We start from the raw sequence: 23,187 nt of genomic DNA, 5'->3' as shown, positions 1-23,187 counted from the left end.
TGTACCTCCTATAATCATTATTTTCGTATGTATTGTAGCACATTATACTCAGATAGACATTTTACATGCTTTTTTTAGATAGAAAATGATTTGTTATGCATTGTGTACACTATGTTTGAACAGGGTAAAGATAAACTATATTGAATAATCTTAAATTCACCTTATTCTTAATTCGTATAATGATTGAAATAATAAAGGTTGGTTAATATCTTTTTGAAAGTTAGTTAATGTATAATGAAGAATGAATAAGGAGCTGATACGATGACTGTCTATGAATTTGCCAAAGGACTTATATTAGAAGCAGGAATTAATGTTAGAAAAATAATGAAAGAAGATATAAAAGTAGAAACTAAATCTAATCCTAATGATTTAGTGACGAATGTCGATAAAGCTACAGAAAAATACCTCTTTGATAATATAACAGAAACTTATCCTAATCATTTAGTGATTGGAGAGGAAGGTCATGGGCATGACTTAAAAGATGAAACAGGTGTAGTTTGGGTCATCGATCCAATAGATGGTACGTTAAATTTTGTACATCAAAAAGAAAATTTTGCAATATCTATTGGTATTTATAATAACGGGCACCCATATGCTGGCTTTGTCTATGATGTTATGAATGATGTGTTGTATCATGCTAAAACTGGTGAAGGTGCCTATGAAAATGGTACATTGTTACCTAAAATCGAGAACACGCCTTTAAAGACAAGTATTATTGGAATTAATCCAAATTGGCTAACAAAGCCGAGACTAGGAGAAGTGTTCAAACCTATAGTAGAGGAAGCTAGGAGTGCACGAGCATATGGTTCTGCAGCTTTAGAAATTATACATGTTGCGACAGGAAAATTGGGTGGTTATGTCACCCCCAGATTACAACCTTGGGATTTCGCAGGTGGTTTGATTATTTTAAATGAAGTAGGGGGGCTTGGTACAAATTTAATGGGCGATACATTATCGATTTATGAACCTAATTCAATTATTATGGCCAATGCACAGTTACATTCTGAATTAATCGAACATCATTTTCAAAAAAATAACGAAATTATTGAATTATTACAGCAGCGATTAAAAAACTAAGAATTAGTGTATATTTTATAAATAAACTTATAAAAAAAGCGTCTCAATCCTGTTTTGAAGGAATGGGACACTCAGTTATTAAATATAGTCAAAATCATTTAATTACAGCCAATCATTTTCACGATATTTCTTTTTTAATGTGAAACCGTAACCAAATGTTGCAATGAATAATATAAATGTTAAAATCATGAATGGAACATTTGTAGCAGCTATACTAAAGCTGAATAATAGTAAAAAGACAATAGCTACTATAGCGAGTACCCAGAAAATTGATTTGGATTTTTTTTGTTGCATTATACCACACCTTTATAGTTTTCTTTAACCAATTATATGATATAATAAAAAAGTTGCAAAGAAAAGTGGGAATTTACTCGAGAAAGGAAATTGTATAAAATGACTAAATTAAGAGAAGATGTGCGTAATATAGCAATCATCGCTCACGTTGACCATGGTAAAACGACACTTGTAGATGAATTATTAAAACAATCAGGTATTTTCCGTGAGAATGAGCACGTAGATGAAAGAGCAATGGATTCAAATGATATCGAAAGAGAACGTGGTATTACAATCCTTGCTAAAAATACAGCAGTAAATTATAAAGATAATCGTATTAATATTTTAGATACACCAGGTCACGCCGATTTTGGTGGTGAAGTTGAGCGTATCATGAAAATGGTTGATGGTGTTGTTTTAGTAGTTGACGCATATGAAGGCACAATGCCACAAACTCGTTTCGTATTGAAAAAAGCTTTAGAACAAAACTTAAAACCAGTAGTTGTAGTTAATAAAATTGATAAACCTGAAGCTAGACCTGAAGGCGTCGTTGATGAAGTATTAGACTTGTTTATCGAATTAGAAGCAAATGATGAGCAATTAGATTTCCCAGTTGTCTATGCTTCAGCTGTTAATGGTACAGCAAGCTTAGATCCAGAGAAACAAGACGAAAACATGCAATCATTATACGAAACGATTATTGATTATGTTCCTGCTCCTGTTGATAATAGAGATGAGCCATTACAATTCCAAACGGCGTTACTAGATTATAGTGATTATTTAGGTCGTATTGGTGTTGGTCGTGTGTTTAGAGGAACAATGCGTGTAGGTGATAACGTTTCACTAATTAAATTAGATGGTACAGTTAAAAACTTCCGTGTAACTAAGATCTTTGGTTACTTTGGGTTGAAACGTGAAGAAGTTAATGAAGCACATGCAGGTGACTTAATTGCTGTATCAGGAATGGAAGACATCAACGTTGGTGAAACTGTTACTCCAATAGATAATAGAGATGCTTTACCTGTATTAAGAATTGACGAACCAACGTTAGAAATGACGTTCAGAGTAAACAATTCTCCATTCGCTGGTCGTGAAGGTGATTATGTAACTTCTCGTCAAATTCAAGAACGTTTAGATCAACAATTAGAAACAGATGTGTCATTAAAAGTTACAGAAACTGATTCACCAGATAAATGGATTGTTGCCGGTCGTGGTGAATTACACTTATCTATTTTAATTGAAAATATGAGACGTGAAGGTTTCGAATTACAAGTTTCTAAACCACAAGTTATTTTAAGAGAAATTGATGGCGTAAAATGTGAACCATTTGAACGCGTACAATGTGAAGTGCCACAAGAATACACAGGTGCTGTTATTGAATCATTAGGCCAACGTAAAGGTGAAATGTTAGATATGGTAACTACAGATAATGGCTTAACACGTATTATCTTTATGGTACCAGCACGTGGATTAATTGGTTATACTACTGAATTTATGTCTCAAACACGTGGTTATGGTATTATAAACCACACGTTTGAAGAATTTAAACCTCGTGTTAAAGGTCGTATTGGCGGTAGAAGAAATGGTGCATTAGTATCATTAGACACTGGTAAAGCAAGTTCATATGCACTTATGGGCTTAGAAGACCGTGGTATTAACTTCATGGAACCAGGTACTGAAGTTTATGAAGGTATGGTTGTTGGTGAACATAATCGTGAAAATGACTTAACAGTCAATGTTACGAAAGAGAAAAACCAAACTAACGTACGTTCTTCAAACAAAGACCAAACAGTAACTATGAAACGTCCTAGAACTTTAACGCTTGAAGAAGCGTTACAATTTATTAACGACGACGAACTTGTAGAAGCTACACCAGAAAATATCCGTATTAGAAAAACAGTATTAGAAAAAAATGCTCGTGAAAAAGAAGCAAAACGTATTAAACAATTAATGCAAGAAGATGAATAACAGTCTACTGAATTTAATTTAGTATGATTGTAGAGCTGGGACATTAACGTCCCAGCTCTATTTATTATTAAAGCGATAGCGTGATAATACGATGTTAATAAATAAGCCAGATTGTAAAAATGATGGCTCAGAAAATAAGCAAACCTTAGGCGAACTATCACCTAAGGTTTGCTTATTTATATATTATAATCTTTTTAGTGTAATATAGTCGGTTATTTGGGCTGATTCCTGTGGGAAGCGCACTAGTCGAAGACTACAGGCTAAGGCAATGAACACGGAAAGCATGCATAAAAAACTGCCTACAAAGTCAGAAACTTTGTAGGCAGTTTAAAATCAGCCCATGGCAAAAAAAGAAGGTACTGATTTATATCAACGATGATCATAAGTAGTTATTTGATTACGTTGTTTAGGTGTATCAAGTCTACTTTTACATTCATCACACATAAAAGTATGCATTGGATCATTGCGTAATCTTTTAGCTTCTAAAGTATTTTGATCTATAAATACTTCAGTATCGCAAATTATGCATTGAACTTTTTTCATATTAAATCACCTCGATATGAGTGACATACTTAAATTCGTATGAATAACCTTCTTCTGGAATAAATACAAAACTATCTACTGAATAATCGTCATATAATTTTTTACCGTCTTTTGCAAATTGGAAAAAAAGATATGGTAATAAGTCGATAGGTAGTTCTATTGACTCGTTATCATTAAATAAACGAATTGTTTTTGCGTGATCAAACGGTTCAGCATTTTTGAAAAATGGAGACATATTAATGACAAACGAATTTTCTAAAACAGCTCTTTTTTTATATTTAATTTCAGAATTTAACGTTGGTGGATTAGTTTGACCTTCTAAAATTGCTCTATTCCACTCACGATTATCATCAAAATTGATTGGTTTGGTACCGTCGAATATACCTTGCTCTAAATCTTCTATTTGAACTTTTCTGTCGTCAAAAATCCAAGTTGTACTATCTAAAGTAATTGGAAATTTAACTTCACCCTTAATTTGAATCATAATCCCACTCCTATTTGCATATCTTGTTTCTAAATTAAAACGCTATTAAGTAATCACTCACAACATTAATATATTACGTTGAATCTGACTTTTTTGTGAACAAATACATGTTTGAAATAAAATGTATAGCTTATTATTAAAGCAAAATATTCTGACAAAAATCAGCTTATATATTGGCATTGCCCATCTGACACTTAGTATCGTTATAAATTAAATTAAAATAAATAATTGTTAATTACAATTTTATCACAAATACTAGTATTACGTATATTCCTGAATTCACTTGCTTTTTAGTATGCATTAAGATAAACTCGTCATATAAAGTTACAATTGATAGGGGGAATATGTCTTGGTAAAAAATCAAAATATTAGTAATGTGGCATATGACCAGTTGAATAAAGATGCTGATAGGATTCTCCAACTTATTAAAGTACAAATGGATAATCTTACATTACCTCAATGCCCATTGTATGAAGAAGTACTTGATACACAGATGTTTGGATTACAAAAAGAAGTAGATTTCGCTGTACAACTTGGTTTAGTTGATAGAGAAGTGGGCAAAGATTTAATGCTTCGATTAGAAAAAGAACTTTCTAAATTGCATGATGCATTTACAAATGTTTAATTGGGTTAAATAAAATAGTTTTATAACTGGAAAACTTGTTTTCCATGTTCAAAAAATATAAAAACTTATATGGTGTTCATTATCAAACTACATAAGTATACTACGGGTGGCTAGGATATCAATAATTGTTGATTATATCTTAGCCACTTTTGTCATGTTTAAAAGTTAAATATATGAGCATCTAAAAAAGATATTTTGTTATATTTATTCGAAAAATTGATAGAATGTTTGTTATAATGTTTGAAGTACAATTTATTTTACATAACATTGAAAAGTTTTAAAGACAACTAAGGTATTGCACATAAGTCGAATTAATACAAAGTATTTAGTTAGTGATAATAAATAATGAGAATTGGATGATATGTCAAATGAATAATGTGAAACAATTTTTTCGATATATAGGTCGAAATGCAAAATATATTGATTATCCATTAGTCATTACCTACTTATTACTATGTTTGATAGGTTTGGTAATGGTTTACAGCGCAAGTATGGTTGCTGCCACTAAAGGATCATTAACTGGCGGTATATCAGTAGCTGGAACATACTTTTATACTAGACAGTTAATGTATGTAATTATGAGTTTGATTATTGTATTTTTTATGGCTTTCTTTATGAATGTCAAATTTCTTGAAACAAGCAGGTTTCAAAAAGGTATGATGCTTGGCATCGTTATATTATTGGTTGCGACGTTATTGATCGGTAGTAATATCAATGGTTCAAAAAGTTGGATTAATTTAGGCTTTATGAATTTACAAGCTTCCGAGTTATTAAAAATTGGCATAATTTTATATATACCTTATATGATTGAAAAGAAACGGCCTAAAGTATTCAAAGAACCTAAATTGCTAACATATCCTATCGTTTTAGCAGGCATATGTATTGGCCTTGTGTTGTTGCAACGAGACGTTGGTCAAACGTTACTTATTATGATTATTTTCTTTGCAATATTATTTTATGCAGGTATTGGTGTTCAAAAATCCATCAAATACGGATTGTTGATTATAGTAGGGATTGTAATTATTGGTTCACTTTTCTTGCTAGTTGGATTGGTTCCGGATTATTTAACAGCAAGATTCAGTACGCTAACGAATCCATTTAGTCAAGAATCTGGTACAGGATACCATATTTCAAATTCATTGATTGCAATTGGTAATGGTGGATTACTAGGTAGAGGTTTAGGCAATAGTATTATGAAATTAGGGTATTTACCTGAACCACATACAGACTTTATTTTTTCTATTATTTGTGAAGAATTAGGTTTATTAGGTGGTTTGTTCGTTATATGTTTACTCTTTTTTATTGTTTATAGAGCTTTTGAACTCGCAAGCAAAACAAATTCTTATTTTTATAAGTTAGTTTGTGTAGGAGTAGCAAGTTATATCGGTAGCCAAACTTTCGTTAATTTAGGTGGTATTTCTGGAACTATTCCATTAACAGGTGTGCCTTTACCATTCATCAGTTTTGGTGGATCTTCGATGATTAGTTTAAGTATAGCGATGGGCTTATTATTAATAACAGCAAAACAAATTAAAATCGAACAATCAAAATATAAAAAAACAAGAAAAACTAGAACAAGCATTGGCCCAACCAGATATTCTTAATTAAGGCAAACGTTTTGATACAAATGTATTGAAAACGTTTGCTTATTTTTTTTATATTTTTAAAGTAATTTTGAAAAACTTCTATCAAAGTATAATTGTTATAACTAAAAGTTATTGTAATTAATAACTTTTTATTATGGAATTCTTATGATATAATTTTGTAAGAGAGTGATGGTATCAAGGTCTTATGTAGTTTGTAATGTGATGGTCGTTACTATTCGGCAGTGAGTGACATGTGTATTTTAAGCTGTTTTAAAATAATGGCTATATATTTTTTATTGTCTACATTGTTCGGATTTTGCTATAATGATTTTTATATCAAACTTTTTTGAAAATTCTAAATTTAAGGGGGACCATGATGTGAAACAAATAAACAAGCTTTTGGTAGCCAATCGTGGTGAAATTGCAATAAGGATTTTTAGAGCAGCAACAGAGTTAGATGTTAAAACAGTTGCTATTTATTCAAATGAAGATAAAGGGTCTTTACATAGATATAAAGCGGATGAATCATACCTAGTAGGTGAGGATTTAGGACCTGCTGAATCTTATTTGGACATTGAACGCATCATAGATGTTGCTAAACAAGCAGATGTAGATGCAATTCATCCAGGATATGGTTTTTTAAGTGAGAATGAAACTTTTGCAAAAAGATGTCAGGAAGAAGGCATTAAGTTTATAGGGCCTCGTGTTGAACATTTAGATATGTTTGGCGATAAAGTAAAAGCTAGGACGACAGCAATTAATGCAAATCTGACGGTTATACCAGGTACGGACGGTCCAATAGATAATCAATCAGATGCAATTGCATTTGCGAATGAAGCTGGTTATCCATTGATGATTAAAGCGACTAGCGGTGGTGGCGGTAAAGGTATGCGTATCGTCCGTTCTGAAGATGAGCTAGAAGATGCATTCCATCGTGCTAAATCTGAAGCTGAAAAATCTTTTGGTAATAGTGAAGTTTATATAGAAAAATATATCGATAATCCCAAACATATAGAGGTTCAAGTCATCGGTGATGAACATGGGAATATAGTACATTTATACGAACGTGATTGCTCAGTACAAAGACGTCATCAAAAAGTTGTTGAAGTAGCACCTTCAGTAGCGCTTGAAGATGATTTAAGAGAACGTATATGTGCTGCTGCAATTCAATTAATGGAAAACATCGAGTATGTGAATGCTGGTACTGTAGAATTCTTAGTTTCTGGCGATGAATTTTATTTCATTGAAGTAAATCCACGTGTACAAGTTGAACATACTATAACTGAAATGATTACAGGTGTAGATATCGTTAAGACACAAATATTAGTTGCTGATGGCGAGAATTTATATGATGAAGCAATCAGTATGCCACAACAACAAAATATTCAAACGCTAGGTTATGCGATTCAATGTCGTATTACTACTGAAGATCCGACAAATGATTTCATGCCTGATAGTGGTAGAATCATTGCTTATCGTTCAAGTGGTGGTTTTGGAGTTAGATTAGATGCTGGTGATGGATTCCAAGGTGCTGAAATATCACCTTATTATGATTCTTTATTAGTGAAATTATCAACGCATGCAATGTCATTCAAACAAGCGAATGAAAAAATGGACCGCTCATTACAAGAAATGAGAATTCGTGGTGTTAAAACCAATGTTCCATTTTTAATTAATGTTATGAGAAACGAACAATTTAAAACAGGTGATTACACAACTAAATTTATAGAAAAAACACCGGAACTTTTTGATATTGCACCAACACTTGATAGAGGTACAAAAACATTAGAATATATTGGCAACGTGTCAATTAATGGTTTTCCAAACGTAGAAAAACGACCAAAACCTATTTATGAAACATCACCTATACCACAAGTCTCTAAAAAAGAAGTTGCAGCATTAGAAGGTACCAAACAACTATTAGATAATAAGGGACCAAAAGCTGTAGCTGAATGGTTAAAACAGCAAGATGACGTTTTAATAACTGATACTACATTTAGAGATGCGCATCAATCGTTACTAGCAACACGTGTTAGAACAAAAGATATGATGAACATTGCTTCGAAAACAGCAGAAGTAATGAAAGATAGTTTCTCTTTAGAAATGTGGGGAGGTGCTACATTTGATGTAGCGTATAACTTCTTGAAAGAGAACCCTTGGGAACGCTTAGAAAGACTTAGAAAAGCAATTCCAAACGTATTATTCCAAATGCTACTTCGTGCATCTAATGCTGTCGGTTATAAGAACTATCCAGATAATGTCATTGAAAAATTTGTAAAAGAAAGTGCGGAAGCCGGTATTGATGTCTTCAGAATTTTTGATTCATTAAACTGGGTAGATCAAATGAAAGTAGCAAATGAAGCTGTATTAAAAGCTGGTAAAATATCAGAAGGTACTATTTGTTATACAGGTGATATTCTAAATCCGAATCGCTCGGATATTTATACATTAGAGTATTACGTAAATATGGCAAAAACACTTGAACGTGAAGGCTTCCATATATTAGCAATTAAAGATATGGCAGGTCTGTTGAAACCTAAAGCAGCAAATGAATTGATTGGTGAATTAAAAGCAGCTGTCGACCTACCAATTCATTTACACACACATGATACAAGTGGCAATGGTTTATTAGTTTATAAAGAAGCTATAGATGCAGGTGTAGATGTTATTGACACAGCTGTTGCTTCAATGAGTGGTTTAACAAGTCAACCTAGTGGTAATTCACTATATTACGCATTAAATGGTTTTGATAGAAATATGCGTGCCGATGTTGACGGAATGGAAGCATTATCACATTATTGGGGAACTGTACGTCAATATTATAATGACTTTGAAAGTGATATTAAATCACCAAATACTGAAATTTATAAACACGAAATGCCAGGTGGACAATACTCAAATCTTAGCCAACAAGCGAAGAGCTTAGGATTAGGTAATAGATTTAATGAAGTTAAAGAAATGTATCAACGTGTAAACTTCTTGTTTGGTGACATTGTTAAAGTGACACCTTCCTCGAAAGTTGTTGGTGACATGGCGTTATATATGGTACAAAATGATTTAGATGAAGAAATAGTGATAAAAGATGGTTATAAATTAGATTTCCCTGAATCGGTTGTTTCATTCTTCAAAGGTGATATTGGACAACCAGTGAACGGCTTTAATAAAGAATTACAAAAAGTAATTCTAAAGGGACAAGCAGCAATTACAGATCGTCCTGGTGAATATTTAGAGCCTGTTGATTTTGAAGCGGTAAGAGAAGAATTAGAAGAAAAACAAGAGAGAGAAGTAACAGAACAAGATATCATAAGTTATGTCTTATATCCTAAAGTTTATGAGCAATTCATTGCTACGCAAGAACAGTTTGGAAATGTATCCTTGTTAGATACACCTACATTCTTCTTTGGAATGCGTTCAAATGAAACAGTGGAAATAGAAATAGATACAGGTAAACGTCTAATCATTACATTGAAGACAATTACGGAACCAGATGAAAAAGGAATTCGAACAATTTTCTATGATATGAATGGACAAGCGAGACGTATATTCATTCAAGATGAAAATGTAAAAGCAAATGAAAGTGTTAAACCGAAAGCAGATAAATTAAATCCAAACCATATCGGTGCCCAAATGCCAGGTTCTGTTACCGAAGTTAAAACTTCAGTAGGCGAAACAGTTACAAGTGGGCAAGCATTATTGATAACTGAAGCTATGAAGATGGAAACAACGATTCAAGCTCCGTTCGACGGTGTTGTGAAGCAAGTGACTGTTCAAAGTGGCGAGGCAATTGAAACAGGTGATTTATTAATAGAAATTGAAAAAGAACCTGTGGATTAAATTTTATAGTCAATAAATTATAAAATTTTAAATTGGAACGACTCTGGGACTTAAAGTTCTTGGACAAGTTTAAAAAGGCAATTTCTATTGAAATAATATAGAAATTGTCTTTTTCATTATTGTTTAGTTTAGTAGTGTTTATTAAATTATACGGAAAGGACTTAATATTTTAACTATTATAATGTGAAATTACATGTGGATGCGACGTATTTTGGAGAGATTCTTGAGTTAACAGGACAAACTGAAGACTACAGGCTGAAGCTGTCCCCTAAGAAAGTGAGCGACAATACGAAGTATGTAATAAAAAAGAAGCACTCAGATGAATTGAATTAAATCATCTGAGTGCTATTTTTGTGGGGGTTATGTCTCAACCACGTCTTTTTATATTCTTGTAGAATAACGTTAAATTAAGCTAGAATACATTGGAAATTACACAAAAAATATGGATATTATAATTTTGTTAGAAAATTTTCAAGGTGCATTATGTATTTAATGTAAAAGGTTATTTCGAGTATATGTACAGGAAAATATGCAATAAAAAACTGTCAACAACATAAAAAGTTCGTTGACAGTTTTTTATTGCTATCACATATTCGATGTTTCAGTTAGCCACCACTTCTAATCGTCCGTAACATCAACACAATGAAGTAGGCTATTAAACCAAAGAGTAATGTAATAAATAAAGCGTGTAATAAGGCGATAAATAAATTAACTTCTGTAATAATAGATAATGCGCCAGTAATTACTTGCAGGATAACTAATATAAATGCAGCTGTGTAGCCGTAACGTATTGTACGGTTATCTTTGTAATTATTTACTGCATGAATGAATGTAATCATTATCCATATAAAAGCGATTAATGCCATGCCTCTGTGAGTAAGGTTTACCCAATCTTGGACATTGTGAGGCATCAAATCATTAAAAGGTAATGGCCATTGACCATATGCTAAACTAGCTTCTTTATGTCTGACTAATGCGCCAGTATAAATTGTTAAATAAACGATAATTGCCATTATCCATGTGTAAATTCTTAATGGCTTTCTAATAAATAATTCATCTGCTTCATATTTACGATCAATTTCAAAAATAATTAAAGTTAATACAAATACTGAAGAAAATGAAATGAGTGAAATTCCAAAATGTAGCGCTAAAACATAGGCATTTTGTTGCCACATCACTGCTGCAGCACCTACAAGTGCTTGTATTAGTAAGAAAGCGACACTAATGATACATAATGGTTTGACTTCTTTAATGTAACCAATGTGTTTCCAAGCAACGATGACTAGCCAGAGAACGATGATTAAAGATAAGCCGGAAACAGCACGATGGCTTAATTCAATAATCGTTTGTATTGGTAAGTTCTCAGGTAAAAATGCGCCATGACATAGAGGCCAATCGGATCCACAACCATCTGCTGATCCGGTTTTAGTAACTAAAGCGCCACCTAATTGAACAAAAGCCATAATTACAGCCGCCAACACGGATAACCATTTTAGGTTTTTTTTGTTAAACAAGAATTAACCCCCCACATAAAAATAAAACAGTTGAGAAACTAAATTACAAATAGTTAGTCAATATATAGTTATTGTCACTGTAATTATTTTATTCCGTAATGATACATTTAAAGTTATTTTAATAAATCTCACATATAATTATAACAATAAAAACTATTTTAATTGTGTCACAAAAATGACTTTTTAGTAATGTCGTTAAAGTGTCACAAATAAGTTTACATAAATGTAGTCAATGATACAAATTTAATATATCATTGTATTATATGGAAAAATTAGGAGGGAAATTATGAACAAAGAACAAACTTTGTCGCATAATTCTAGTCGTGTGACTTTTAAAGAGTTGCAGCAAATTATCAAGATGGGATTGGTACAAGGTAATTTGATCCCTGCATTTGCTGGATCATGGTTAGCGATTGTGTTGGCAAATCATTCCTTCCTCTCGTCAATACCACAAATCTTAATGATGTTGGTGGGCTCTACGTTAATTATGGGGGGCGCATGTGCTTTAAATAACTACTACGATCAAGATATTGACAGTATCATGCCAAGTAAACAACAGAGACCAACAGTTAATGACAGAATTTCGAATAGAAATTTATTAATGCTCAGCTTTGGAATGATGCTAATAGGGGAAGCATTACTATTTGCGTTAAACGTGCCTTCAGGTGTAATTGGACTGCTAGGTATAGTGGGTTATGTATCATTTTACTCAATTTGGTCTAAACGTCATACGGTATGGAATACAGTAATTGGTAGTTTTCCAGGTGCAGTACCACCTTTAATTGGGTGGACAGCAATTGAAGGAAATATCAGCTTGGTAGCGGTAGCACTATTTTTAGTGATCTTTTGTTGGCAACCTATCCATTTTTACGCTTTAGCAATTAAACGTAAAGATGAGTATTCATTAGCGAATATTCCAATGTTACCATCAGTAAAAGGGTTTAAACGTACGAGAGTAAGTATGTTTTTATGGCTAGTATTCTTATTACCACTTCCATTCTTATTAAGTAGTTTAGGAACAACATTTATAGTGTTGGCTACATTATTAAATTTAGGATGGTTATATTTAGGATTAACAAGCTTTAAAAAGAATTCAGATCAAACAAAATGGGCAACAAAAATGTTTATATACTCATTAAACTACTTAGTGGTTTTCTTTGTACTCGTCGTTGTCGTCTCATTAATTCAAATGTTTTAATAATTATAAATAAGGATGTAATATATGAATTTACCTATCTTACCTACAATCAGTACAAGCTTTATTGTAATTAGTGCAATCCTTGTCGCTATAGGTTGGCGCAAAATTTGGCTGAGAAAAATTGAAAGCCATAAAAAAGTAATGTTAGCTGCTGCTGGTTTTGCACTAGCATTCTTTATTATTTACGCCTCAAGGACTATTTTTATTGGTAATACGGCATTTGGTGGTCCAGACTCAGTTAAACTTTATTATACAATTTTCTTAGTCTTCCACATAAATTTAGCAACAATTGGTGGAGTTTTAGGACTTTTACAAATTATTACTGCTTTTAAAGATAAGTTCAAAGTACATAGATTTGTTGGACCAATTGCTTCTATAATTTGGTTCTTCACAGCAATAACAGGTGTAGCTGTGTATTTATTACTTTATGTATTTTATCCAGGCGGAGAAACAACGTCATTAATTAAAGCGACATTCGGTTTATAATTAACATTGAAAAATGTTAGTCTTTTATTTGAACTAGGGAATATGGAAAGGGCAGCGGGCAGGAATTTGTTTTATAAACAGGTTCGATAGCCCGTTTCCATTATTCACAATTAGCAAACATAAAATGTATTTACTAATTCGATAAGTAATATTTATAAGCAACTCATTAAAAATAGCTATGAAGCTATCTATCCAGCGTGATAGATTTTTTTCATAGCTATTTTTTAATGATAATTTATAAGAGCGGTAGATAGTACCATTTAAATAAAAGAACAGAGTGGGAAACAGTTTTGATTTAAATGAATTTGTTATATAACTCAATCTATCTAATAATAACTACTTATATAGTTCTGTTACCACTTGGTAATTGATATAGTATATTGTTAGTTTCCGATATATCTTTGTAAATGTTTAGCCGTTACAGAATCATCTACAGCCAACAATCCTTGAGGTGTTCCTTGATAAAGTAGCCTACCACCTTTTTCTCCGGCAAATGGGCCGATATCAATAATCCAGTCAGCATGAGTCATCATAGTTAAGTTATGTTCGATAATAACTACTGTGTTTTTATCATTTATTAGACTTTCAAAACAGTCTAATAAAATTGGGATATCATCTTCATGTAATCCTGTAGTTGGTTCATCAAATACGAAAATATGTTGGTGGACAGTTTGTGTTAAATATTTACTAAGTTTAACGCGTTGTATTTCACCGCCAGATAATGTGTCTAGAGTTTGTCCTAAAGTCATATAATCCAGACCAGTAGATTTTAACGCTTCTAAATGCTGAGCAATATTTTTCTTTTCTTGGAAAAATGAAATTGCTTCATCTACTGTTAATGCTAAAATATCTGCAATATTATATCCTTCTATTTTTGCATTTAATACTTCGGGTTTATAACGCTTACCATGACACAAATCACAAGTTTGAGTAAAGTCTGGCATAAAGGCTAATTCTGTTTTGATGATACCTTTACCATGACATTCAGGACATGCACCTTCGGAGTTGTAGCTGAACATGGCTTTTTTTAAATGAGTTGCTTCACTAAAATAAGTTCTTACATCATCAAATATATTTAAATAAGTGAGTAAATTTGAGCGACTTGATGCATGTATGGGTTTTTGATCTATAAAAATTGTATTAGGTTCTTGCTTTAAACCTGCGTGTATCAGTGAACTTTTTCCAGAACCAGCAACACCTGTAACAACAGTCATTGCCTGTTTGGGCAATTTAACAGAAACGTCTTTTAAATTATTTTTATCAATGTGTTCTAGGTAGATAAAATCATGAGGGGTTCTAGGATTTGGTTTTAACTTATGTTGTTTCCGTAAGGCTAAACCTGTACGTGTAGATGATTTCAACAAAGTTTCATAACTTCCTGTAAAAGTAACTTCTCCTCCGTTTTTACCAGCTAAAGGGCCTAAATCAATGATGTGATCAGCTATGCTTATAACATCAGGATCATGCTCAACTACTAAAACTGTGTTGCCTTTATCTTTTAATGATTGAATGATTTCGTTAATTCGTTGTATATCATCAGGATGTAACCCGATACTTGGTTCATCTATAATATAGACGAGATCGCTTAGTGCACTATTAAGGTGCCTTATTAATTTAATACGCTGTGATTCACCGCCGGATAATGTAGTTGTTTCTCGGGAAAGCGTTAAATAATTTAATCCAATATAGCTTAAAGAAGATAGCTGTTGTTGTAATGGTTCGATGATAACTTTTGCTTTTGGTGAATTAATGCGTCTTATGAAATTTAATGCTTCGTCTATGGATAAATTAGTAAAGTCTGCAATGTCTAAATCATTAATTTTACATTGTAATACATCTGGATTAAGTCTTTTACCGAGACATATTGGACATTTTTTAGATGTGACTACGCGATCGATAGCTTCTTTAAATCTATTTTTTTCAAAGTTATCATTTAGTAGGAAAGAGCGCCTAAACCGATGGATTAAGCCTTCAAATTTTGCTGTTTTCGGCCAATTCTGTGGAGGGTTTTTTAATTTAGTTGGTTTTGTATAAAGTAAAGTATTGAATTCATCTTCAGAATAATCTTTTAATTTTTTATCATTATCAAAAAGCCCAGAATATAAATAGCGCTTACCACGCCAACTATCCGGTCTGAATGAGGGGAATTGAATTGCATCTTCGTTGAGTGATTTATCATAATCTAACAATTCGTCCAAATCGATATCTTCTACATAACCTAAGCCTGAACATTCGGGACACATACCCTTAGGATTATTAAAGGAAAATATGTCTGAGTAACCAACAAATGGCACTCCAATACGTGACCATAGTAATCTGACAGAGGCATAAATATCTGAAATTGTGCCTACTGTAGAACGTGAATTACCACCTAATCTTTTTTGGTTAATAATCATTGCTACTGGCAAATGCTCAATTAAATCTACATTGGGTTTTGAAAATTGAGCCAACTGATGTTGTATGTATGTTGAATAAGTTTCGTTTAATAAACGTTCAGATTCTGCAGCAATCGTGCTAAAAACCAAAGAAGATTTTCCAGATCCAGAACGTCCTGTAAATACGCTTATTTGATGTTTAGGTATATCGATTGAAATGTTTTTTAAGTTATTTTGTTTAGCGCCATGTACGCGAATCATTGACATTGTCATTCACCTCTTATAAGACAGTATACCCTTAAATCATTGTGTAATACTTAAATTGGTTAGAAAAATATATGCTATTAGGAAAAAGCATATATTTTAATAATTCGTCATTATATAATGACATACCTTGCTTGTGATATATTGAAACATGTACAATAAACAAAAGATAACTATAGGTGGGTGAGTGATGAAAAAACTAATAATAAAAATTATTGGTGTACTATTATTGATTTCTTTCTTGATATATCTTTTTTACTCGCCACGTTTGAAGTTTGACGTTTTGGAAAATCCAAATAAAAATTCGACAAAAACAACTCAAAACAAAGACTTTCAAGAAAATGAGCAAAATGTTGAAAATCCAATGCCCAAGGAAGGGATAGGAACTTGGGTTGGCCAAAATCTAAAAAAACTTACAGATACATATGGACAAGCTGAAAGAGTGTATTCATATAAAGGTGATTTTAAAAATTATGTATTCAAAGAAAAGGATCAATATTATTTAGTTACAACTAAAAATAATATAATTAAATCTGTATATGCTACTGGAAAAGAGGCAAAAGTAAATCCAGTTAAAATATCTGATAATGCCTCAAATGTATTTGAGAAATTCAGCATAAATCCAGAACCGACAATCAATGCAAATGGGAAAAAATATGAGTTAGAAATTTCTGATTCAGATATGAAAACACAAACACTTATAAAATTTAAAGACATTTATGCTCAAATCTATATTGATCAACAAGCTAATAAAATTGTTGCAGTAAGATATTTAGATAGTGACGCATTAGCAGCGTTTAAACCTTATCAAATGTTAAGTGACAAAGAAGATGGAGAAGTTGCACGTAATCAAAAAGACTTACCATATGAGCAAAATGCAAATCAATTGATGACATTATATGAAATTACTAATGAAATGAGAAAATTAAAAGATGCTAAACCTTTGCGTATAAATAATGATTTAGCACATATTGCATCATTTAACTTGTATGAAGCAATTGGGACTGATAGTGTTGAATTTACTGAGGATGCTTTAAAACAACAATTAAATGAGCAAGAGATACCATTTGTATCAACGAGTCAAAACGTGGGTTATGATTTCAATGAAGTGCCAACACTTATTCATAGTTGGTTAAATTCGGATATTCATAGATCTAGAATGTTGAACTCAAAATATAATGAAATGGGTGGGGAAGTAACGAACGGTTACTATACGCTTATTTTTGTAGAAGATAAATAGATAGGAGTTAGTTGATTATGATAACTGAAGAAACGCTGACCGTACTCGACGAAATAGAAGCCTTAAGCGATAAAATTTTAGAATCTCGTTTGTATCAAGAATATAGAGAAGCAGAACAAGCACTTGCTAATAATGACGAAGCACATCTCTTGTATCAAGCTTTTTTAAAGTCAAAAGATAAATATGATGAAATTATGCGTTTTGGTAAGTACCACCCAGATTATCAGAACGTGATGTTAGATACACGTAAACGTAAAAGAGCTTATGAAATGTTACCGGTTGTTATGGATCACAAACAAAAAGAAGTCGCATTGCAAGAATTGATTGATCAAGTGATTGTGAAAATTGCATATGCTGTTTCTGAAAATGTAAAAATTGAAGCAGGTAACCCATTTTTTCAAAAAGACGCAGGTGGTTGTGCAACAGGTGGATCATGTAGCTGTTCATTATAAATAAAACAGGGCAACGAAATCAAAAATATATTTTGGTATCGTTGCCCTGTTTTTTAATTTTAATGGTAAGTATTTTTAAATCGTTGTGCTAAATCAGGTCTGTCAGTTACTAGTGTGTGTGCGCCGTGAAAAACCAAATCGTTCATTAAATCAATGTTATTTACGCCACAATAACCTGGGACAATGTTACGCTCATTTAACCATTTGATAAACTTAGGTGAAGTTAACTTTATACCTTTGAATGATACAAACATTTGAAAAGTATTAGCACGTGGTTGAAAAGTGTTACCTAGGCCAGTATAAAATTTCAACAATCCTTCTGCTACTTCATTTTGACTTGCACCAATAGCTACAGTGCCATTACTTATTATATTAAAACGCTCAATCTGTTTGCTATAGAAACTTGATACTAAAACGCGTTGTTGTGCATTATTAGCAACGATAATTTCATAGATGATTTCAGGGGCAAGCTGGCCTTGTTCACTTTTTGGATCATCTTGTAAATTAACGCTTATAAGTTGATTTGGATACGTTTTTAATAATTCATCAAATGTTAAAATTTTTGCATCTTCATGGCCACGATAAGGCTGGACACCATTAATATCAGTAAAGTGGTAGCCAGCATCCAATTGTTTAAGTTCTGCTAACGTATGTTCTGATATTTTTCCGGAACCATTTGTAGTGCGATCGACATCATTATCATAAAAAACAACAAGTTCATGATCTTTTGTTAATCTAACATCTGTTTCAAAGCCATCTATTTCGTGGGCAACCGCGTTATCAAAAGCTAATTTAGTTTGTTCAGGTCTAACCGCCATACCACCGCGATGTGCAAAAATATATGGTGCAGGTTTAGAAAAGAAAGGTGGTATACTTTGGTTATGTGGTTTAGTGTTGTATTTAGTAAAAAAGAAAATACTACCCATTAAACCTACAGTACCTAAAAATCCACCTTTGATTAGTTTGTTGAATTTTGTCACGAACATTCCTCCTCAAGTTGTGTATATAAAGTAATATAGCAAAAGTACAGGTGAGTTCAAAATAATTGTTATTTATAAATTGAAAAAGACATGATATTATATAATGGCTAATAATTGGAGTGATAAGCATATGAATATTATACCTAGAACAAGTTTGATTATATATTTGAAACACATGAAACACGAAAGACAGATAAGAAAATTTGGTCATATTGTAAGTACAAATAGACAAGGTCGTTTTGTAGTTATGTATATTAATGAGGCAGAAGCAGATGATATTGTAAACAAATTGATGAAACTTAAATATGTAAAACATGTAGAAGGTTCACCTTATAAGTATTTGAAGAAAACTTATGAGAAAGAGCAACATGAAATCATGTAAGTTTTCAACAGGTCACAACTTTTTACACATCGATAGTGTATAAATAATAGTTTCATCAATGGATGAATATATGGAAGCCACAATAGTACAACATATGTCTAATGTGGCTTATTTTTTCTTTATTGTAAAGGTGGTATCCATCTTTGTAATCTTAAGACACTAGTTAAATAATTGAAATATAGCTCAGTTTCGTGGAATAATTCGAGTGGTTGAACTTCAATGGCTTTTACGTCTATATTATATTTAGCTGCTTGATCGTTAATCATTTCAAATTTTTTGTTTGAATTTGGATATGGATAATTAAGTGCATTAAGCATAATATACATTGCTTGAAAATGTTGCCCACTAGTTGGTTTCATAATTAGAGCGACAGATGAACGTTGATTTTCAGATTTAGGTGAATGGAAATAAACAAGGTGATCGATTCTTTCGAAATTGTATTCGATTAATGTATTAAACTCAAACAAATCTGTTAGGCCCTCACCTAATTTTATAAATGATTGTTTCATTAATATTGTTCCTCCTTAATTGTGCATTAAGCATTATATAAAATTTATTTTAAGAATGGAAGTGTCTATTATATGAGAGTAATATCTGGTGTACATAAAAGCAAAGCGTTAGAGAGTATGGAAGGGCGCAATACGAGACCAACCATGGATAAAGTTAAAGAAGGTATCTTTAATAGTTTGCATGAAGTTTCAGGTATAGGCTTGGATTTATTTGCTGGAAGCGGTGCTTTAGGAATCGAAGCGTTGTCACGTGGTATGGATCAAATGATTTTTGTCGATCAAAATTTTAAAGCTGTGAAAGTGATTAAAGCAAATTTAAGAACATTAAATATTGAAGCGCAAGCAGAAGTATATAAAAACAGTGCCGACCGCGCGTTAAAAGCATTATCCAAACGAGATATACAATTTGATGTGATATTTTTGGATCCTCCTTATGAAAAAGGTTTGATAGATGATGCACTTGAAGGTATCGCAAAGTTTAATTTGTTAAAAGAAAATGGTATTATCGTTTGTGAGTTCCATCATCACGAGAAAATAAAAACTGAGCCATTCCATGTGATAAAACGCTATCATTATGGATTGACAGATACTTTGTTATTAGAAAAAGGAGATTAAAATGTCTACAACTAAAGCAGTCATTCCAGGGAGTTTTGATCCAATTACATATGGACATATTGATATTATAGATAGAAGTGCGGATCGCTTTGATGAGTTACACATTTGTGTTTTGAAAAACAGTAACAAAGCAGGTACTTTTTCTATTGAAGAACGTATTGCGTTAATCGAGGAATCAGTAAAACATTTAAATAATGTAACAGTACATCATTTTAATGGGTTATTGGTTGATTTTTGTGACGAAATTGGCGCACAAACAATAATCAGAGGATTAAGAGCTGTGAGTGACTTTGAATATGAGTTAAGGCTAACGTCTATGAATAAAAAACTTAACAGCAACGTAGAAACGATGTATATGATGACAAGTACAAATTATTCTTTTATAAGTTCCAGTGTTGTAAAAGAAGTAGCAGCATATAAAGCTAATGTGTCAGATTTTGTACCTGTACATGTTGAAAAAGCTTTAAATGAAAAATTCAAGAAATAACAAAAAGAGTGGTTCAATAATCTAATTAGTGATTTTGATTATTGAACCACTCTTTTTGGATTTATAAACAAATAGTAAGGTTAACAAAGTTTATGCGTTTATGTTATACAGACATGCTTTAAACACGTATGACATGTGTATTGAAGTCATTGGCAGTTTCACCTGAAATGAGGTTATAAATTTTTGTTGCTTGTATTTCATGTTTGAAAAAATGTGCATTTTGTTTATTGAGTTGAGTAATATAATTGCGTTCAGGGAAAACTTGTTTCAATTCTTTTAAATATTGTTGTCCTTTTTGAGTCATGCCTAAGACCCTAACAGCATGTATTGCTTCAGGCTTTTGTTGTTGTTTGAAATTCAATAAAATGTTCATTAATAATCTTTGAATATGTGTATAGGTAAATCGTTTCGTTTTTAATAGTGTCATAAACTGTTCGAAATTCTCTGCTTGGTCAATAAATTGAATGACTCGATTTTCGAATCCTTCACTCATGGTATAGATTTGGTTTAAGGCATCTGTATCTTGGCTTAATATTGCGTATTTTAAATAGTGAAATGTGTCATCAACTGAAACGTTTGGAACAGTATAGTAGGGGTGAACAGACTCAGGAACTACTTGTTTCCATTGTGTATTAGCATTTTGAAGTGATTTGCGAATTGAAGTACCGCTCGCAAAACCTAAGTTTGCTATTTCTTTGTCATGATGTGCACTTTGTAAACGTGATATAGTCCATGGTTGTATGGTTGGTGCCCATTTTTGAATTGCTCTGATATAAGAAATACCTAATGTGTTATTGGGTGAAGATAGTAATTCATTGTTAGTTATGAGTTCACTTAGTATTCTAGGATAACTCTTACCTTCTTTTGTTTTTTCGGCAAATTGTATGGATTGTTCTGCATTTGAGATGTCTTCTGCTAATGTTAGAAAAGCATCAATGTTTCCAGACTCACTACCAAAAGATAAATGATCAATATTTAAATAATCAGCAACTTTTACGGCTAATTCAGCAAAATATTGTCCTGCCGATAACGATGCAAAGATAGGAAGTTCAATTACTAAGTCGACCGCACTTAATGCCATACGCGTGCGTTTAAATTTATTATAAATTGCTGGTTGTCCTCTCATCACAAAGCTTCCACTCATTATTGCGACAGAAACTTCAGAGCCGGTTATTGACTTTGATTGCTGAGCATGATATAAGTGACCATTGTGGAAAGGATTATATTCAGTGACTAGTGCAACACTTTTCATTTGCAATTCTTCCTTTCAGAATTCATTATAGTTATTGTAACAGATATAATTGTGTTAAGAAAAAATCTTGACAACTTATGTCTATAAAGTTAAAATAAATTTTGTGCTTGATAGAGGTGAAGCCATATGAAATGGTCAATAACACAATTAAGAAAATTCCAAGATAAACCATTTGAGTTCCATCAAACGGTTAATTTTGATCATTTAGTAAAATCATTAGATTTAATAGATCTATCTGATATTGATGTTGAGGGTGAATTAACCGTCAAATCAAATGAAGTCATTGCAGATATGCATATAACAGGAACATATACAATGGCGTGTGCACGTACATTGGTTCCAGTTGAAGTTCCTTTAGATATTAAGTCTCAAGAGATTTTTGATTTAGAGGGATATGAGCAGTATGGCAACGATGAAGAAGATGATGAACATTACCATGATGCAACAGACGGTATGATAAATCTAAAGGATATTGCTGAAGAATTAGTTATTATTGAAAAGCCAATGCGTGCTTTTTCAAATGAAAGCGATCAGATGTTACGAGAAGGTAATGGTTGGGAAGTTATTGACGAAGAACAAGCGATTGAACTTGCACAAGAGAAGGAATCTTCCGAATCAGAGCAAATCGATCCTAGGCTTCAAAAACTACAACAATTATATGACGAAGAGCAATAGCGGATTTAACTAATCTATAGTATAATGGATTATTGAATCTAAAAATATCTATTTAGTGTTTGAATATAAGGAGGATTATCATGGCAGTACCAAAAAGAAGAACGTCAAAAACAAGAAAAAATAAACGTCGTACGCATTTAAAAATTTCAGTACCTGGTATGACAGAATGCCCAAATTGTGGAGAATACAAATTATCTCACCGTGTATGTAAGAACTGTGGTTCATACAATGGCGAAGAAGTTGTATCAAAATAATTTCAATAATTTAAAGGTTACGTTATAACCTAATCGAATCGTTCATTAATTATTCACTTGATAATTTTTGGACGATTTTTTATTTTAGAGGTAGAATTCTTTTATTATCAACTG

Annotated in this window: 22 protein-coding genes; 14 read left to right on the top strand and 8 right to left on the bottom strand. The window is 32.2% G+C overall.

Annotated features, from left to right (window positions below; translation table 11 throughout):
- Positions 1 to 261: 261 nt before the first annotated feature.
- Complete coding sequence (locus tag LG295_RS09365) at positions 262 to 1,077, top strand: inositol monophosphatase family protein (RefSeq protein ID WP_107558624.1); 816 nt, start codon at positions 262 to 264, stop codon at positions 1,075 to 1,077.
- Positions 1,078 to 1,179: 102 nt separating this feature from the next.
- Here the strand turns inward: LG295_RS09365 and LG295_RS09360 are convergent, their stop codons facing one another.
- Complete coding sequence (locus LG295_RS09360; protein WP_017724160.1) at positions 1,180 to 1,371, bottom strand: DUF5325 family protein; 192 nt, start codon at positions 1,369 to 1,371, stop codon at positions 1,180 to 1,182.
- A 99-nt stretch (positions 1,372 to 1,470) separates the two neighbouring features.
- On the opposite strand from LG295_RS09360, the gene typA reads away from it, so the two are divergent.
- Positions 1,471 to 3,318 carry a translational GTPase TypA gene (gene typA, locus LG295_RS09355; RefSeq protein WP_017724161.1) on the top strand — a complete coding sequence of 616 codons (1,848 nt, stop codon included), beginning with the start codon at positions 1,471 to 1,473 and terminating at the stop codon, positions 3,316 to 3,318.
- 369 nt (positions 3,319 to 3,687) lie between these two features.
- On the opposite strand, the gene LG295_RS09350 is transcribed toward typA, so the two are convergent.
- A complete protein-coding gene (locus LG295_RS09350; protein ID WP_017724162.1) occupies positions 3,688 to 3,861 on the bottom strand; it encodes a DUF2197 domain-containing protein in 174 nt (57 codons plus the stop codon).
- Between the two features lies 1 nt (position 3,862).
- Complete coding sequence (locus LG295_RS09345; RefSeq protein ID WP_107529729.1) at positions 3,863 to 4,345, bottom strand: hypothetical protein; 483 nt, start codon at positions 4,343 to 4,345, stop codon at positions 3,863 to 3,865.
- A gap of 349 nt (positions 4,346 to 4,694) precedes the next feature.
- Between LG295_RS09345 and LG295_RS09340 the strand changes: the two genes are divergently transcribed.
- The 3 genes from LG295_RS09340 (at position 4,695) to LG295_RS09330 (ending at position 10,390) form a co-directional block, all read left to right on the top strand.
- On the top strand, positions 4,695 to 4,970 hold the full coding sequence (locus LG295_RS09340; RefSeq protein WP_017724164.1) for a YlaN family protein: 276 nt from the start codon (positions 4,695 to 4,697) through the stop codon (positions 4,968 to 4,970).
- 368 nt (positions 4,971 to 5,338) lie between these two features.
- Positions 5,339 to 6,574 (top strand): cell division peptidoglycan polymerase FtsW, encoded by a 1,236-nt coding sequence (gene ftsW / locus LG295_RS09335; protein ID WP_107529728.1) that lies wholly within the window; start codon positions 5,339 to 5,341, stop codon positions 6,572 to 6,574.
- Positions 6,575 to 6,934: 360 nt separating this feature from the next.
- Complete coding sequence (locus LG295_RS09330) at positions 6,935 to 10,390, top strand: pyruvate carboxylase (protein WP_318832970.1); 3,456 nt, start codon at positions 6,935 to 6,937, stop codon at positions 10,388 to 10,390.
- A 605-nt stretch (positions 10,391 to 10,995) separates the two neighbouring features.
- On the opposite strand, the gene LG295_RS09325 is transcribed toward LG295_RS09330, so the two are convergent.
- The gene (locus LG295_RS09325; RefSeq protein ID WP_107529726.1) at positions 10,996 to 11,904 is read right to left on the bottom strand and encodes a heme A synthase; all 909 of its coding nucleotides are present in this window, start codon (positions 11,902 to 11,904) and stop codon (positions 10,996 to 10,998) included.
- Between the two features lie 286 nt (positions 11,905 to 12,190).
- Here LG295_RS09325 and cyoE point away from each other — a divergent pair, with 286 nt between their 5' ends.
- Both cyoE and LG295_RS09315 read left to right on the top strand, forming a co-directional pair.
- Positions 12,191 to 13,102, top strand: a complete 912-nt coding sequence (cyoE, locus tag LG295_RS09320) for a heme o synthase (protein ID WP_318832968.1) — start codon at positions 12,191 to 12,193, stop codon at positions 13,100 to 13,102.
- A 24-nt stretch (positions 13,103 to 13,126) separates the two neighbouring features.
- Positions 13,127 to 13,588, top strand: coding sequence for a DUF420 domain-containing protein (locus LG295_RS09315; protein ID WP_039066909.1), 462 nt, complete (start codon positions 13,127 to 13,129; stop codon positions 13,586 to 13,588).
- 383 nt (positions 13,589 to 13,971) lie between these two features.
- Here LG295_RS09315 and LG295_RS09310 read toward each other — a convergent pair whose 3' ends face one another.
- The gene (locus LG295_RS09310; protein ID WP_107529724.1) at positions 13,972 to 16,230 is read right to left on the bottom strand and encodes an excinuclease ABC subunit UvrA; all 2,259 of its coding nucleotides are present in this window, start codon (positions 16,228 to 16,230) and stop codon (positions 13,972 to 13,974) included.
- A 187-nt stretch (positions 16,231 to 16,417) separates the two neighbouring features.
- Between LG295_RS09310 and LG295_RS09305 the strand changes: the two genes are divergently transcribed.
- Both LG295_RS09305 and LG295_RS09300 read left to right on the top strand, forming a co-directional pair.
- The gene (locus LG295_RS09305; RefSeq protein WP_318832967.1) at positions 16,418 to 17,467 is read left to right on the top strand and encodes a CAP-associated domain-containing protein; all 1,050 of its coding nucleotides are present in this window, start codon (positions 16,418 to 16,420) and stop codon (positions 17,465 to 17,467) included.
- 17 nt (positions 17,468 to 17,484) lie between these two features.
- Positions 17,485 to 17,919: a YlbF family regulator gene (locus LG295_RS09300; RefSeq protein WP_107529722.1), complete on the top strand. Its 435-nt coding sequence runs from the start codon at positions 17,485 to 17,487 to the stop codon at positions 17,917 to 17,919.
- Between the two features lie 59 nt (positions 17,920 to 17,978).
- On the opposite strand, the gene LG295_RS09295 is transcribed toward LG295_RS09300, so the two are convergent.
- Positions 17,979 to 18,905, bottom strand: a complete 927-nt coding sequence (locus tag LG295_RS09295; protein WP_199193377.1) for a glycerophosphodiester phosphodiesterase — start codon at positions 18,903 to 18,905, stop codon at positions 17,979 to 17,981.
- 124 nt (positions 18,906 to 19,029) lie between these two features.
- Between LG295_RS09295 and LG295_RS09290 the strand changes: the two genes are divergently transcribed.
- Complete coding sequence (locus LG295_RS09290; RefSeq protein ID WP_107529720.1) at positions 19,030 to 19,281, top strand: YlbG family protein; 252 nt, start codon at positions 19,030 to 19,032, stop codon at positions 19,279 to 19,281.
- Positions 19,282 to 19,400: 119 nt separating this feature from the next.
- Here LG295_RS09290 and LG295_RS09285 read toward each other — a convergent pair whose 3' ends face one another.
- Entirely contained in the window at positions 19,401 to 19,790 is a 390-nt protein-coding gene (locus LG295_RS09285; protein WP_107529719.1) for a hypothetical protein, read from the bottom strand.
- 72 nt (positions 19,791 to 19,862) lie between these two features.
- Here LG295_RS09285 and rsmD point away from each other — a divergent pair, with 72 nt between their 5' ends.
- Positions 19,863 to 20,405, top strand: coding sequence for a 16S rRNA (guanine(966)-N(2))-methyltransferase RsmD (rsmD, locus tag LG295_RS09280; protein WP_318832966.1), 543 nt, complete (start codon positions 19,863 to 19,865; stop codon positions 20,403 to 20,405).
- Position 20,406: 1 nt separating this feature from the next.
- Entirely contained in the window at positions 20,407 to 20,892 is a 486-nt protein-coding gene (coaD, locus tag LG295_RS09275) for a pantetheine-phosphate adenylyltransferase (protein WP_107529717.1), read from the top strand.
- 118 nt (positions 20,893 to 21,010) lie between these two features.
- Here the strand turns inward: coaD and LG295_RS09270 are convergent, their stop codons facing one another.
- Positions 21,011 to 22,144: a nucleotidyltransferase gene (locus tag LG295_RS09270; RefSeq protein WP_318832965.1), complete on the bottom strand. Its 1,134-nt coding sequence runs from the start codon at positions 22,142 to 22,144 to the stop codon at positions 21,011 to 21,013.
- 126 nt (positions 22,145 to 22,270) lie between these two features.
- Here LG295_RS09270 and LG295_RS09265 point away from each other — a divergent pair, with 126 nt between their 5' ends.
- Both LG295_RS09265 and rpmF read left to right on the top strand, forming a co-directional pair.
- Positions 22,271 to 22,819: a DUF177 domain-containing protein gene (locus LG295_RS09265; protein WP_107529715.1), complete on the top strand. Its 549-nt coding sequence runs from the start codon at positions 22,271 to 22,273 to the stop codon at positions 22,817 to 22,819.
- Positions 22,820 to 22,899: 80 nt separating this feature from the next.
- The gene (gene rpmF, locus LG295_RS09260; RefSeq protein WP_017724181.1) at positions 22,900 to 23,073 is read left to right on the top strand and encodes a 50S ribosomal protein L32; all 174 of its coding nucleotides are present in this window, start codon (positions 22,900 to 22,902) and stop codon (positions 23,071 to 23,073) included.
- The last annotated feature ends 114 nt before the right edge of the window (positions 23,074 to 23,187 follow it).

Source organism: Staphylococcus pseudoxylosus (genome assembly GCF_044794325.1).
Classification (GTDB): Bacteria; Bacillota; Bacilli; order Staphylococcales; family Staphylococcaceae; genus Staphylococcus; species Staphylococcus pseudoxylosus.
Note: the sequence above shows the minus strand (reverse complement) of the source record. Positions and strands in the feature narration are given on the sequence as shown.